At 40.6% G+C, this 15,922-nt stretch carries 7 protein-coding genes; 4 read left to right on the top strand and 3 right to left on the bottom strand.

Translation table 11 applies throughout. The features are described from left to right. Positions 1-12: 12 nt before the first annotated feature. The 3 genes from TY49_RS00755 to tagU all read right to left on the bottom strand — a co-directional run bounded on the left by TY49_RS00755 (position 13) and on the right by tagU (position 3,155). Positions 13-801, bottom strand: a complete 789-nt coding sequence (locus tag TY49_RS00755) for a YfjC family protein (protein ID WP_041963980.1) — start codon at positions 799-801, stop codon at positions 13-15. An 18-nt stretch (positions 802-819) separates the two neighbouring features. Further along, on the bottom strand, positions 820-1,926 hold the full coding sequence (locus TY49_RS23725; protein WP_052442028.1) for a hypothetical protein: 1,107 nt from the start codon (positions 1,924-1,926) through the stop codon (positions 820-822). Positions 1,927-2,219: 293 nt separating this feature from the next. Continuing rightward, entirely contained in the window at positions 2,220-3,155 is a 936-nt protein-coding gene (gene tagU, locus TY49_RS00740) for a polyisoprenyl-teichoic acid--peptidoglycan teichoic acid transferase TagU (protein ID WP_041963978.1), read from the bottom strand. A 397-nt stretch (positions 3,156-3,552) separates the two neighbouring features. On the opposite strand from tagU, the gene TY49_RS00735 reads away from it, so the two are divergent. From TY49_RS00735 to TY49_RS23720, 4 genes are all read left to right on the top strand, one after another. Beyond that, positions 3,553-7,845, top strand: a complete 4,293-nt coding sequence (locus tag TY49_RS00735; RefSeq protein ID WP_052442027.1) for a bifunctional 2',3'-cyclic-nucleotide 2'-phosphodiesterase/3'-nucleotidase — start codon at positions 3,553-3,555, stop codon at positions 7,843-7,845. A gap of 265 nt (positions 7,846-8,110) precedes the next feature. Beyond that, positions 8,111-12,676, top strand: coding sequence for a cell wall-binding repeat-containing protein (locus TY49_RS25350; protein WP_041963977.1), 4,566 nt, complete (start codon positions 8,111-8,113; stop codon positions 12,674-12,676). A 147-nt stretch (positions 12,677-12,823) separates the two neighbouring features. Next, a complete protein-coding gene (gene galE / locus TY49_RS00725) occupies positions 12,824-13,834 on the top strand; it encodes a UDP-glucose 4-epimerase GalE (RefSeq protein ID WP_041963976.1) in 1,011 nt (336 codons plus the stop codon). A 244-nt stretch (positions 13,835-14,078) separates the two neighbouring features. Further along, positions 14,079-15,869 carry a cell wall-binding repeat-containing protein gene (locus TY49_RS23720; protein WP_084135332.1) on the top strand — a complete coding sequence of 597 codons (1,791 nt, stop codon included), beginning with the start codon at positions 14,079-14,081 and terminating at the stop codon, positions 15,867-15,869. Positions 15,870-15,922 lie beyond the last annotated feature (53 nt).

Here is a 15,922-nt window from a genome sequence, read left to right as displayed (position 1 = left end):
TTTAATCCGATTTTAAGAGATTTTGCTTGTTATCACTCGAGAAAGAGTTGTTTCCAATAACTGTTGCCATTCTACTTTATGAAGAGTTTTTATGATAATGTTTTTCTCACCCTCGAGTTCTTCTTCCTTCATAGCCCATATGCGCTCTTTCCCAACAAGTAGCATTACAACCTCGAGAAAGTGGGGGAGTTCTTCGTCTTCAGTTCGAATGAGAGAAAAATTAACGATATTACCGTTGTTTTCATGAAAATCATTAGCGAATTGGTCAGCTGTAAGCCCAAAATTGATCTTTTGCTTTAACTGAATCGAGGAAATGAGTTGTTCAAAATGTTTTTCTTTAACTGTAAATTGCATGGAATCCCAGTTATTGAATTGTGGCTGGAAAAAGGCAGTTACTTCCTCCATAAGTTCATCTAACTCCATTTCACATAAAACGTGAACAACTTGATTGGACACTAAATGAAGTATGAATCCATTTCTGCTGCTATGAGCAGTAAGAACGAACTGGCCATTTTCATTTTCATTATATGCCCGGAACATATTATTGGATGTTGCCAGATCTTGTAACAGCTCGCTAAAACCTCCTGTAAATGCGTTGTCTGGATGACCTTCATCAAGCTTAAGCAATATCCCTTTTGTAAATAGGCTTCGGGAAGCTGTTTGAAAAATCAATTCAATACCTTCTTCGTTAACGTCTCCGACACATTCCTTTAGTATGGAAGACGCAAGTACATCATGCTGGCAAAGTGCCAGAGCAAAGCTGAGTTCCTCTGATGATAGAATGAATTCCTGTCGCTTCAATATCTCAATCTCCCATCTTTATTTGAATAAATCTTTGGCCCAATTGAACCCCTTATCCAATCCCTTTTTTATACTGCTTCCGGCATCCTTTATTGCTTCACCAGGGCCCTCGCGAATAACCTTCTCTGAAAAGCCGGCAGCCATATCTCCAAGCCATAGGCCAGCAGATCCTCCTAGAAATGAACCAACTGCTGCACCACCCGGTCCTAATGCCATTCCAAGCGTGCCTCCAATGATGGCCCCTGCAGCGGTCGCGCCAGATTTAATGATTATATTTGAGGCCGCTACAGCGACATCCTGGCCGTCCAAGGTCCCTTTTTTGTGTTCTTTATACAGACCTACACTTTCCTCTGCTGTATTAAAGACTGCATCGACCGCATATACCCGCTTCGCGATCATCTTTGGAATTTTGGAGGTTGCAATGCCATGAACTCCATCATCAATACCTGTAATAACAGTCTTCATAAAATGAGGAAAACTTTTTGCTTTGGAAATACCGATTAATTGGGCTCTAGTTACCTTCTCTAAAAGACCATCAGCGGTTTTCAGCACTTTCATGAACATTCCTGGATTCCGTATAGATTTATCCATTGTTTTTGCGAGTTTATTTAAAAGCTCACTGCTTCCTTTACCTTTAATCCATTTGGCAGTATGAATTACTGCTCTGCCAGGATGGCCTTTTTTGTTATCAATGCGAATTTGCTTTCCTAAAATAAATGCAGCTGCTACCGCACTTTGGGACAAAACTGCAAAATTCCCATACTTTTCAAGGAAGTCAAAAACTGAATCTTCTAGGGCTTTCTTCTGTTCACTGTCTTTCTCATTTACCTTCGCGGCAATATCCTTTAAACGGTGAGAATTGATTTTTCTCTCTGACGCAGCATACCTTTCGAGGGAATTGTCAATAAAGCGTCCCAGTTCAGATAACTGGAGCTCGATTTTGCTTCCCTTTCCGATTGCTTGCGCCATTCTGGCTCCAATCTGTCGACGGGCCTTAATTTGCGGGTCGATAGAATGTTTTAAAGATGTTAAACCTCTTCCTAGATTGTCTACCCCGTGTATTTGTCTTGCTAAGCTTTGTTTAGCACTTCTCACATGCCCCAGATTGAGTTTGATCGAGGTCATTTAAACCACCTCCTGAAAAGGAATTAACCATGCTAACTGAGTGGGTTTCTTAATAAATATTATTATATATAAAGAACAGAAAAAATGTAAAACTTTACCTGAAAACCTGTTTAAAATTGAATCTAAATAACTATTTCCTAAGATCTGTTTGATAACGAATTCGAGTGAAAAATAACAGGGGAATATGGAAGTGGATTTTTTTACTGTTTGGTTTTTTTGATTGTTAAAAGGATTTAGCAAACACATAATAAAAAACAAAAAGGAGGCTGACAAATCCGTCAACCTCCTTTTTTCTATTTAAGCTTCAAATGGGCTTTTAGTTCATCTTGAACTCTTTGTTTTTCACTCTCAGGAACCATTAAATAATAGATTTTGTCTATTTTTGTTCCAGACCCTTTAATTTCCATTTGTTCAATGTTCTTGCCGGCTTCTTTATAGTTCTTTTGAATATCCACCATTTCATCGAAGGTCATGTTCGTCTTTACGTTTTTACCAAGAGCTGCAAAGATATCATCGAATTTAGTTAAAGATGAAAAGCTTGCGCCTTTGTTGATAACACCCTGGATGATTTGTCTTTGTCGTGTTTGACGTCCGAAGTCGCCTCTTGGATCCTGGTAACGCATCCTTGAATATAACAAGGCTTTTTCACCATCGAGGACAAGTTCACCTTTTGGAAAATGAACTCCTCCTTCTTTGAAATCAAGCGTGTTATTAACGGTAACTCCTCCGACTGCATCCACGATGTCTTGAAAGCTTTCCATATTGATTTGCATATAATAATCGATCGGGATATCCAGGAAGTTTTCGACTGTATCCATAGACATCTCAACGCCGCCAAATGCGTATGCGTGATTGATTTTATCGTCATAGCCTTTTCCGATGATCTCGGTTCTTGTATCACGAGGTATACTCAGCATTTTAGTTGATTTCTCTTCAGGATTAACCGTTAAGACAATCATCGTATCTGATCTTCCACGGTCACCCTCACGCTCATCGACGCCAAGCATCAATACTGAAAAAGGCTCTTTCTTATCCAGCGTAATGTCTTCAAGCCTTTTTTCTGATTTATCTCGCTTAATCGGCTGATGCATAGTGTCTACTGCTTTAGTTAGTGAGGAATAGACATTATATACATAAGCTCCGACACCTAAAATCAATAAAAGAAAAATGACTCCAATGACACGGAGCCATGTACGTTTCTTCTTTCCTGTATGTTTTTCAGCTCTCATTAGTTGACCCCCATAGTCTGACAAAAAATCTTTTCTTCTGACAAATAGAATACCAAAAAATAACGGTCTTGAATATCCTTATTTTTGTAAATGTAAGATTGTCTTGTATTATTTTGTCTGCTTATTCTTTCAATATTCTTTTTGCCTGTCAGTTAAAATCTGCATTTTTTTTGCCTTGGATATTATATGTAGAGAAGTTAGAATTTTATGAAAAAGCAGCTGCTTTTATACTCAATTAACAGTTTGAGTGAAAGTTTACTAGAAATATATATTTGTAAAAAAAGCAATATAGCAAATTAATAAAAATTTCACACTTTTTTTACAAAAAATGATATATTCTTCCTAGTTTTGCATATATAATAGATTTGCTGTTACTTACTAGAGAGGTGGGAATAGGGTGAAGAAAGAGTTCAAAAAGAAATTAAATGGACTAGCTGTATCTGCTTTAACTGTTGGTTTACTAGCTTCTCCAATGTATGGTTCATCAGTATTTGCTGAGGGCACGCCGACAAAGGTTATGTCAAGCGAGGCACTTGTGAAGCTGAAAATCATGGAGACAACTGACGTTCATGGCAGCATCATGAATCATGACTATTTTACTGATACAGAAGCAACAAAAGGGTTAGCGAAGGTTTCTACATTAATTAAGGCTGAAAGAAGTGAAAACGCTAACAACCTATTATTGGATAATGGGGACATGCTTCAAGGTAACCCATTCACTGACTATGTTGCAAAGGTTAATCCTTTAACTTTTGTCGACCGTCTGGCCGGCTTTGGCCGTTATGAAACAGCTATTGATATCTCAAAAGAAGGCTGGGATTCAGCAGAGACAGTCGTTCTTGTCAGGTCTGATCAATTTGCTGACGCTTTGGCAGCAGCACCGCTAGCTTATAAATACAACGCACCGATTCTATTGACACAATCTGATAAATTAAATGCAGATACTAAAGCTGAGATCAAACGCCTTGGCGCAAAACGTGTAGTAATTGTAGGTGGTACAGGAGCTGTCTCCGCAGATATCCAATCTACACTATCACACAAAATGAAGCTTTGGGTTAAGCGTCTTGGTGGAGAAAACCGTTTTGACACAGCTGCTCTTGTAGCAGAAGAACTAGGCAACAGCAAGAAAGCAATATTGGTAAATGGCCACAACTATCCGGATGCGATTTCTGTAGCTCCATATGCAGCTAAGAATGGCCTTCCGATTTTATTGACAGACGCAGCAGCACTCCCAGTTGAAACGAAGGCAGCTTTAAATGGGGTTACTGAGACTATTTTAGTCGGTGGCACGAGCGTTATCAGCGACAAAGTTGAAGAGTCTGTTAAAGGAGCGAGCCGTTTCGGTGGAAATAGCCGTTTCGATACATCCTATAAGGTAGCAACTGAACTCGATAGTGTTAAAACAAGAGTATTCGTTGCAACAGGACGTGGATTTGCTGATGCATTGGCAGGTTCTGTTCTAGCAGCAAAAGAAGATGCTCCAGTCGTTCTTGTAGATAAGGATTCCATGCTGAAGAAAGTAGCAGAGCTTGTTGATGGCAAGTCTGTTACGATACTTGGTGGCGATGCTGTAGTTTCCGGTTCCTTGATCAAGAATGAAAATCATCCAATCTATGAAGCTATGAATGAACTAAATTATGACGCTGCAACACTTGGAAACCATGAATTCAACTATGGTCTTGATTTCCTTGAAGGCAGCATGAGGACTGCAGAATTCCCGTTTGTTTCTGCTAACGTATACGAAGATGACCATGATAATGACCCTACTAACGATAAGAACTTTGTAAAGCCTTATCAGATCATTGACAAAGAAGTTGTAGACGAAGCGGGCAAGAAGCATATTGTTAAGGTTGGGGTTATCGGTTTCGTTGCACCGCAAATCATGCAGTGGGACAAAGCGAACCTTGAAGGCAAGGTTGTAACTGAAGATGTAGTCGCTTCTGCTAAGAAGTGGGTTCCACAAATGAAGAAGGATGGCGCTGAAATTGTTGTAACTTTAGCACATACTGGATTCGATGAGGATAAGAGCAATAAAGAAAATACAGTTTTTGCTTTAAGTGAAGTCGAAGGAATCGATGCAATCCTGTTCGGACATACACACAAAGCTTTCCCATCTAAGGACTACGATGGTATTGCTGGTGTCGATAGTGTTAATGGAACAATTAATGGCGTTGCAGCTGTTCAGTCAGTCGTTGATGGAAGCCACCTTGGTGTCATCGACCTTACTTTGGAAAAAGTAGACGGCAAGTGGGGCGTAAAGGGATCAAAGTCAGAGGTTCTTTCCGCTAAAACTGCTGAAGTAGATAAGAAGATCGTTGATGTCATGCAACCTTCACATGAGGCAACAGTTGACTATATCAACCAGCCGATTGGTCAAACTACTGCACCTATTTACAGCTACTTTGCACGCGTTCAGGATGACCCATCCGTACAGATCGTGAGCAATGCTCAAAAAGAATACATTGAAGATGTAATGAAGGGTACAGAGTATGAAGACCTGCCTGTTCTTTCTTCTGCAGCGCCATTCAAGGCAGGAAGAAACGGAGCAGATGAATATACTTATTTCCCATCGGGTGATATTTCTGTTAAGAACGTTTCAGATTTATATAAGTACAATAATACTGTCTCTGCACTTAAGCTTTCTGGAGCTCAAGTCAAAGAATATCTAGAGTGGACAGCAGTAAACTTTAATCAAATCGATCCTAATGTAACAACTGAACAATCGTTGATTAACAGTGAATTCCCTGTATATAACTTCGATACTCTTGATGGAGTTACGTATGAAATCGATGTAACTCAGCCAGCTAAGTATGATAAAGACGGCAAAGTAGTCAACGAAGGTGCAAGCAGAATTAAGAACCTTTCTTATGAAGGGAAGCCTGTTGCAGATGACCAGGAGTTTGTCATCGCTACCAACAATTACCGTGCTGCATTCACTAAGCTTGCAAATCCAGACGGACAGCGAGTCATCTATTCATCACCAGATGAAAACAGACAAGTTGTCATGAACTACATCATCAAGAATAAGACAATCAACCCAAGTGCAGATAATAACTGGACCATTTCACCAATCAACGGGAATGTGAATGTTGTATTTGAATCTTCCCCAGCTGCGAAAAAATTCGAATCTGAATCTATTAAGTATGCCGGTGAAGGTAAAGATGGTTTTGCCAAGTATTCTATCGACTTAAAAGGGCTGGAAGTACAACTGCTTGGAATCAATGACTTCCATGGCCAATTAGACACTTATAATAGCAAATTAAATGCAGGCGGTGTCGATTACTTAGCTGCGTATTTAAAGAAACATGAAGCTGAAAATCCAGAAAACACACTAATGCTGCATGCTGGTGATGCGGTCGGAGCAAGTTCTCCTGTTTCTGCATTGCTTCAGGACGAGCCTACGATCAATATCATGAATAAGCTAGGTTTTGATGTAGGAACTGTTGGAAACCACGAATTTGATGAAGGCGTAGCTGAAATGCTTCGTTTGATCAATGGTGGAAGCCACCCGAAAACTGTAGATAAGTACGGTGTATTCGGAGGAGCAGACTTCTCTTATGTAGCTGCGAACGTGGTCGATGAAAAGACAAACGAACCAATTTTGGATCCTTACGTAATTAAAGAAGTCAGCGGTGTGCCAATTGGCTTTATTGGTATCGCATATTCTGATACACCATCTATCGTCACTCCAAGCGGCGTAGCAGGTGTTAAGTTCACTGATGAAGTTGAGGCAATCAATAAGTATGCTGCTGAACTTAAAGAACAAGGTGTCGAGGCGATCGTTGTTATTACACACAACCCTGCGAAGTCTGATAGTGATGGCAGCAATCCAACAGAAGAATTAGTTGAAATCGCTAAGAATGTTGATGACGAAGTAGACGTAATGTTCGGAGGACACAATCACCAGTACACGAATACTATTGTCGATGGCAAGCTTCTTGTCCAATCATACTCTTACGGTACTGCTTTCTCTGACGTTGACCTTTTAATCGATCCTGTTACGAAGGATATCAAGAAGAAAACAGCTGCGATTGTCAATGTTGCTCGTGATGGTATCACTCCTGATCCTGAAATCAAGGCAATCTTAGACAATTACATTGCAGATGTAGCTCCAATCTTAAATGAAAAGATCGGTACGACTCCTGGATTCATCAGCAGAGAAGCGAATGCTCATGGTGAGTCAGCGATGGGTAACATGGTAGCAGACGCAATGCGCTGGAAAACAGGAACTGACTTTGCGTTCATGAACTCAGGCGGAGTCCGTTCAGACATTGATGCAGGTGAAATTACCTGGAAGGAAGCTTTCACAGTTCAGCCTTTCGGAAACGACCTTGTTAAAATGGAAGTAACAGGTGCTCAAATCAAGACCTTGCTTGAACAGCAATGGGGCAGCAAAGTACGAATCATGCCAATCTCTGGCTTGAAGGTTACTTACGATGATACAAGAGCGGCAGGGGACCGTATCGTTTCTATTGTCAAGAACGATGGAACTCCAGTAGCTCCTGGTGAAACTTACTCGATCACAGTCAATAATTATATGGCTGATGGTGGAGACGGTTATGCAATCCTTGCAACTATTAAAGATCGTACTGTAGATGTAGTCGATCTTGAGGCATTTGTAGGATATATTAAGGAAAACGGCACTGTAGATCCTAAGATCGAAGGCCGTGTACTGAATATTAAAAAGTAAGAAGATTGATAGAGAAGAGTGCTGAATTCAGCACTCTTCTTTTTTTTGGCAAGTTATATATAAGTGATTTTTATATGTCTTTATATTCTATATATATAAAATGTTTAAAATAATATAAAAATATAATAGAATTTGCCTAGTTTAAATTGACTCAATTGGAAATATCTCGTAGAATTAAACTGTATTTTCTAAATATTATAAGAAATGGGGGTCTTTTTTCACATTCGTTTCATTTTTTCAATATATTACTAGGGAGGAAAAAGGATTGAAACTTAGAAAGCCGTTTACGTATCTGTTGGCTGGTTCATTGTTGTTCTCTAATGTGAACTTCGCATTAGCAGAAACTTTGAATAACTCAAAGCCATCAAAGCCTGTAATTACGAAACAATTAGATGGCAGAAAGGCATTTGATAAGTCAAAGCTACAATCAAAAGCTGATTTCAAGGTCTCGGACAAGGTTCGTGTGATTGTTGAAGTTGATGGGGAAACTCCGATTGAATACGCAACCAAAAATAAAAAGCTGTTCAAGGAGCTGCCTGAAAAAACAAAACAAGATCTAGCTGCTAAAGTAGAAAAGCAGCAACAAAATGTGAAAAAATCCCTGGCGACAAAAGGTATCAAAGTTAAGTATAAAGGCAATTTCTCTACTGTCTTCAATGGCTTTAGCGGAGAGGTTACATATGGTGATATCGCTAAAATTGAAAATACAGCTGGAGTTAAAAATGTATACTTGAGCAATGAGTATAATCGACCTGAAGTACAGCCGAACATGGATAAAAGCCATCAGTTCATCCAGTCCTACCAAACCTGGGGAGATGCAAAATACAAAGGGGAAGGCCAGGTTGTAGCTGTAATTGATACAGGCGTGGACCCATCTCACAAGGACTTTGTTCTTAGTGAAGGAGTCGAAGGTGATTTAGAGGAAAGCGAAGTTAAAGAATTAGTAGAAGAAGCTGGCCTTAAAGGTAAGTACTTTACTGAAAAAGTTCCTTATGGCTTCAACTACTATGATATGAACGATACAATCCTTGACCTTGGACCGGGTGCTTCCATGCACGGTATGCACGTTGCAGGTACAGTGGCAGCGAACGGTGATGTGGAAAATGGCGGCCTCCAGGGGGTTGCACCTGAATCTCAGGTGTTGGCGATGAAGGTTTTCTCGAACGATCCACTTTATCCATCAACATGGTCAGATGTATATTTGGCTGCAATTGATGATGCGATTAAATTGGGCGCTGATGTCCTGAACATGAGCTTGGGAAGTACAGCTTCTTTCTACGAGCCTGAGAGTGTTGAAGACTTGGCGATTACTAGAGCAGTAGACAATGGTGTATTAGCTGCTGTTTCTGCTGGTAACTCCGGCCATGTTGGTTACGGATGGGACAACCCTAACTACGAAAACCCGGATATCGGTGTAGTAGGAGCGCCAGGACTTAACCCGGATACATTGCAGGTAGCAGCTTCTGGAAACGAAGGATATCTTTATGAAACTAAATTAACTGTTGATGAGTCTGGTTTCAGTGCAGTTGGTTTTGGGCGCGACAGCTGGGAAGACCTTGCTGATAAGGAAATCGTCAGCCTTGAAGGCAAGCTTGGACACCCAGGAGACTATGCAGGCTTTGATGTAGAAGGCAAGGTTGTTTTAGTCCAACGTGGAGCATTGTCGTTCTACGATAAAACTCAAAACGCTGCTGCTGCCGGTGCTGCCGGTATTATCGTTTATGACAGCAATGCTGGAGCTCCATTCTATAAAGACCAGGGTGGCTGGGACGTTCCATTTACGATGATTTCTCACGCTGATGGAAATGCTCTTCGTGCAGTTGTTGAAGATCAAAACCTTAAGACTCTTGGTACAGAACAATTGAATAAGAATCAAGATCCTGAAATGGGCAGAATGACAGATTTCACTTCTTGGGGAACAACTCCAAGTCTTGAAATGAAGCCTGAAATCACTGCTCCAGGAGGAAATATTTTATCTACTCTCCAAAATGATTCTTATGGTCTTATGAGTGGTACATCCATGGCGGCTCCTCATGTTGCCGGTGGATCTGCCCTTATCCAGCAATACTTGAAGACCGATGAGCGCTTCAAGGATTTAGAAGCTTCTGAGTATACTAGACTTGCAAAGATCTTGCTGATGAACTCAGCAAAAGTGATTGAAGATCTGAATGGCCAGCCTTTCTCTCCTAGAAGACAGGGTGCTGGTATGATGCAGACTTTTGCTGCAGTTGATACTCCTGTATTTGTCGTTAACAAGAATACTGGAGAAGCAAAAGTCGAATTGAAGGATTTCAAAGCGAAGTCTCAAAGCTTCACGCTAACTGCTACGAACGTTTCTGATAAGGAAGTTACTTACAATGTAAATACGCGTCTGCTGACAGATACGTATCAAGAGGTTGAAGGTGCTCCTGACCAAAACGCATTGATTGCTGGTGACATTCAGGGTGCAAAAGTGGTTGCTCCTAAAACAGTAACAGTTCCTGCAGGTGAATCAGTTGACTTTACAGTATCTTTTGACTTAACAGGTGCTAAGATTCCTGGAATCGACAAAGATGGAAAAGCAACTAGTAAGGACTTGGTCGAAGACATCTTCGTTGAAGGCTTCGTCCAGTTTACAGATGCTAATGGTGCAGAGGCCAAGCTTAACGTGCCTTTCCTTGGTTTCTTTGGTGAATGGGATCGTCCGGATATCTTGGATGGATTCAGAGTTAATGATGAAGTAAAGTATTTTGACTATGGCGTAGATGATGTCCTGGTTGATAACGAAGAATACTTTAATTCACCAGTTCCTGAAAAAGGATATTATGCACTTTCGCCTAACGGTGATGGAATGTTGGATAATATGAACCCATTCCTTGGTGTGTTACGAAATGCCAAAGAAGTTCAGTACAACATTCTTGATGAGAAAGACAGCTTATTAAGAAGAGTTTTCATGCAAAATAACGTCCGTAAGACTTATATCAATGGCGGTCAAAACCCAGGATACACTTACGATTCAAACGCTATTTGGGATGGAACAGTAAAGTCGGAAAAGGTTGAAGATGGACTTTACTATTATGAAGTTAAATCCGTTGTTGATTACGCTGGAGCAGATTGGCAATCCAAGAAGATTCCAGTATACGTAGATACAACAGCTCCTGCCGTTGCTGTAACTTTCGACGAAAAGACAGGAGAGCTTAAGTGGGAAGCTAAGGATGAAGGTGTAGGAGTTGCAAGTTATGTAGTTGTAGCAAATGGCGAAGTGGTACAAGAACTCGGCGCAGAGGTTACTTCTCATACATTTGACAATCTTCCAGAAGGAACTTTGTTACAGGTTCACGCTGTAGACCATGCATACAATGTTGGTTATGACGAAGTTGCGAATGGCGATACTGAAAGTCCACTTCTTTTAGTTGATTCACCAGAACCTTATGGTGCATATAACACTAAGGAAGTTCCGGTAGAAGGATATGTCCTTGAGAACGTTAAGGTGGCGAAGGTAACAATTAACGGTGAGCCAGCTAATGTTTCTTATGATGAAGAAGAAGAAGCCTACTACTTCAATGGAGTAGCAAAGTTTGATAAAGACGGTAAGTACGATGTAATCATCACCGCAACAGATGTATCTGGAAATGAATATTCTATCTCTAGAAAGGTCTTCGTTGATTCAACGAAACCAACTGTCACAACTGACGCACCGGCATTTGTTGACAACTCTGTTGGAGAAGTGAAAGTTAACGTTGAAATGAAGGATAACTTCGATTACTTCTCACTATACGTGGATGACAATCATTTATATGATCAGTCTATCGAAAATCCAGTTTCTGTTGTAAATGAGGGAACCAGAACAGTGGCTGTTCCTCTTTCTCTGAAAGAAGGCGACAATGTATTCACAGTGAAGGTTACCGATATTGCTGGAAACGAAACAGTAGAAGAAGTTAAGATTCACCGTAACACAGATGCTTCACGCGTTAATCGCCTTGCAGGTGACGGCCGCTATAAGACAGCTGTTGAAGTCAGCAAGAAGGGCTGGGGTTCTGGGGCTGAGACTGTAGTCCTTGCTCGTGGAGATAACTATGCAGATGCACTTGCTGGTGTTCCATTGGCTAAAAAGTTCAATGCACCGCTATTGCTCACTGAACCAAATAAGTTCACGCAGCAAGCAAGTGATGAAATTAACCGCTTAGGAGCTAAAACTGTATACATCCTTGGCGGAACAGGAGCGGTAAACGAAGCTACTGAAAAGGCTCTTAGGGATAAGGGAATCAAAGTAGAACGTGTATCCGGTTCTGACCGTTATGATACAGCAGCTAAAATCGCTAAGCATGTTGCTCCAGAAGGAGTAGAAGAAGTTGTCGTTGTAAACGGAAATGACTTCCCTGATGCATTGTCTGTTGCATCATTTGCAGCAGCTAAGGGAATGCCAATCCTGTTGACACAAGCTGACTCACTTCCAGGCGTAACAGCTAAGACGATCCGTGACCTTGGCGCATCCAAGTCATTGATTGTCGGTGGGACAAGTGTTGTATCAAATGGTGTAAAGGTTGATCTTCCATATGGTTACCGTCTTGGAGGACAAAACCGTTATGACACAGCCGCTAAGGTTGCAGAATACTTCCACAAAGATTCAAACCATTACTATCTAGCTACTGGCAAAGGATTTGCTGATGCTCTATCTGGAGCTGCATTAGCTGCTAAGGATGGTACTGGAGTATTGCTTACTGACGAAAACCTATCTGCTGAAACTGAGAAGTTTATCAATGGCAAAAACCTTGATAAAGTCACAGTTCTTGGTGGAAGTGGAGTCGTAAGTGACTCGATTGTTGCTAAGCTTAAGAATCTTCTTAAGTAATATGTAAAAAGAGGGAACCGTTGATTCATTCAACGGTTCTTTCTAATTTTTCACTATTTATACAGCTCCTTTGAATTGAGGTGGATTCAATTTTCCATATATGATGGTATAATACTATATAATATTTGATCATTAGGAGGAACGACATTGGCAATCCTAGTAACTGGCGGAGCTGGCTACATTGGTACCCATACTTGTGTAGAGCTGCTTAATGAGAATCATGAAATTATCGTGGTTGACAATTTTGATAATAGTAAACCTGAAGCCTTAAAAAGAGTCAAAGAGATAACGGGACAGGATTTTAAATTTTATGAAGTTGATTTATTGGATCGTGAAGGTTTGCGAAAGGTTTTTGCAGAGAATGACATCGATGCGGTTATTCATTTTGCTGGATTAAAGGCAGTGGGAGAATCCGTTTCTATTCCTCTTCGGTACTATCACAATAACATTACTGGAACGCTAGTTTTATGCGAGGTCATGCAAGAGTTCAATGTTAAGAAGCTGGTATTCAGCTCATCGGCAACTGTTTATGGAATGCCTGAGGAAGTACCGATTTCTGAGAGCTTCCCTCTAAGTGCCACAAACCCATACGGACGCACTAAGCTTATGATTGAGGAGATTTTAAGGGATCTTTATGTTTCCGACGATAGCTGGAGTATAGCACTGCTTCGTTACTTTAATCCGATAGGCGCACATGAGAGTGGAAGGATCGGGGAAGACCCAAATGGAATCCCGAATAATCTGATGCCTTTCATTACGCAGGTCGCAGTTGGCAAGCTGGATGAGCTGAAGGTGTTCGGAAGCGATTATCCAACCGTCGATGGTACTGGTGTCCGTGACTACATTCATGTTGTCGATCTTGCCAAAGGCCACTTAAAAGCCGTGGAGAAAGTATTGTCAGCCACAGGGGCAGAAGCCTATAACTTAGGAACAGGAACAGGTTATAGTGTTCTTGAAGTAGTGAATGCTTTTGAAAAAGCATCAGGAAAGAAGATTCCCTATAAAGTAGTGGAGCGACGTCCTGGTGATATTGCAGAGTGTTATGCAAATCCTGACAAGGCAGCTGGAGAACTAGGTTGGAAAGCAGAAAAGGGAATCGAGGAAATGTGTAAAGATTCCTGGAAATGGCAGTCCAATAATTTGAATGGTTATGAATAAGAATAACTCTGAAAACCGGCTAACTGCCGGTTTTTATTTTTGTGAAATAAGTAAATGACTAAGTGGAATTTTCTTGAACACCAATAATGCTAAATGATATAGAAATACGCAATTATTTTAAAATAAAAATATGGAAACAAATAGGTAGAAATGGTAAATTAGTTAGGGGGGTATAATTAGGTATTTAGAATTAGGACCAATAGGCATTTAATATTATTTAAAGGTAATAGTACGGAAAGGAAGTATGATGATTAAAAAGACTAGCTTTGCTTTGTTTATTTTATTAGTAATGTTTACGACAAGTGCTTATGCTGCAACAGAACGCATTCAAGGAAATGATCGATATCAAACCGCAGTGGAAATTTCGAAGGCAGGCTGGGAGGTATCCGATATTGTTGTTCTTGCAAAGGGTACGGATTTTCCAGATGCACTGGCCGGTGGACCGCTTGCGTTTTATCATGATGCTCCAATCTTATTAACGGATTCGGACAGGCTGCCTTATGTCACGGAAAAGGAAATTAACAGATTACAGACAAAAACAATTATTATTATAGGCAGCGAAAGCGCAGTATCAAGTAAAATTTCTAATAGATTGATAGATTTGGGATTAACGGTTCAGAGAGTCGGAGGAAGAGACAGATTTGAGACAGCAGCGTTGATTTCCCAATTAATCCCTTCAAATCAGGCTATTATTTCAAATGGTCGCAACTACCCGGATGTATTATCGATAGGTTCATATGCTGCCAGGAACAATATACCGATTCTTTTAACCGAGAAGGATCGTTTGCCTATACATACTGAGAAAGCGTTGCAGGATAAGATAAACACTTTGGTCATCGGTGGAGAGAAAGTGGTCGGAAAGGCAGTTGTTTCACAGCTTGCCAAACATAATCCTGTTCGTATTGGTGGCACTGATCGATATGATACCGGGAGAAAAATCATGAACGAGCTTCAGCTTTCAAATGAGATGGCGTATTTGGCAACGGGAGAAAATTTTGCAGATGCATTGGCCGGGTCCGTTCTCGCAGCTCGGACTAATGCCCCGATATTATTGACTAAGACTAGTGTAATCCCAACTCCTACGCGTGCCTTGTTACCAGAATTCAATGAGATTAAGATCCTAGGCGGACAAGGAGCAGTCCATGAAAATGTGAGAAGGACGATTGATGGAGAACCACTTATCCTTGATAATCCTAAGGTCAACACAATAACTGATAATATGTTTAAAATAAGTGGAAGTGCAACAGCTAACACCAAACTAATAGTTAGAAGAAATAATAAAGATTTCAATGTTGTCAATGTACCTGCTAACGGGAAGTTTTCGATATCAATTCCTCTCCAAAAAAGCGGTGCGATGTTCAGTTTCTTCATATTGGATGGTGAAGGGAATAAGAGTGAGACTGTAAATGTGCAAGTTAAAGCTCAAAGTAATCCTTCCAAGAAGATGCTGTATGCTCCACTGGTAAAACAAATGCCAGAGCTTCCAAGAGGCTGTGAGGTTACTAGTTTGTCAATGCTGCTTCAATATACAGGAGTTAAGGCAGATAAGATGAAGCTAGCAAGAGAAGTAAGGAAGTCGCCTACCCCTTTAAGATGGATTAATGGAAAAAAACATTTTGGCGACCCGAATGAGGGATTTGTAGGTGATATGTATTCCTTCAGTAAGCCGGGGTTTGGTGTTTTCAATAAACCAATAGAAGAGCTGGCAAATAAATATCTCCCTGGCAGAGTCGTGAATTTATCGGGAGGTTCTTTCGATCAAGTACTGGATTATGTAGCAGCTGGACATCCAGTCTGGGTGATCACTACTAGCTGGTTCAGTCATGTTCCTGACCGCTATTGGGAAACGTGGTATACACCTAATGGTCCTATACGGATTACCATGAAAGAACATTCTGTCCTTATAACAGGGTACGACAGTCAATATGTATATTTCAATGATCCGCTTGATACGTATATCAATAAAAGAAAACCGTTAAAGAGCTTTATCCAGGGTTGGGAGCAGTATGGAAAGCAGGCAATAAGTTACTACTAAGCTTCAACTTATAATGTAAATGGAAGCCAGGAACCGTTATCGTCATTACGGAT

The sequence above is a fragment of the Mesobacillus selenatarsenatis SF-1 genome, from assembly GCF_000813125.1.
Classification (GTDB): Bacteria; Bacillota; Bacilli; order Bacillales; family Cytobacillaceae; genus Mesobacillus; species Mesobacillus selenatarsenatis.
This window is presented reverse-complemented; position numbering and strand designations above follow the sequence as displayed.

What these genes read in the sequence shown, in the direction of transcription:
- tagU (WP_041963978.1), bottom strand. Translation starts at nt 3,155, where the DNA reads ATGAGAGCTGAAAAACATACAGGAAAGAAGAAACGTACATGGCTCCGT.
- TY49_RS23720 (WP_084135332.1), top strand. Translation starts at nt 14,079, where the DNA reads ATGATGATTAAAAAGACTAGCTTTGCTTTGTTTATTTTATTAGTAATG.
- TY49_RS23725 (WP_052442028.1), bottom strand. Translation starts at nt 1,926, where the DNA reads ATGACCTCGATCAAACTCAATCTGGGGCATGTGAGAAGTGCTAAACAA.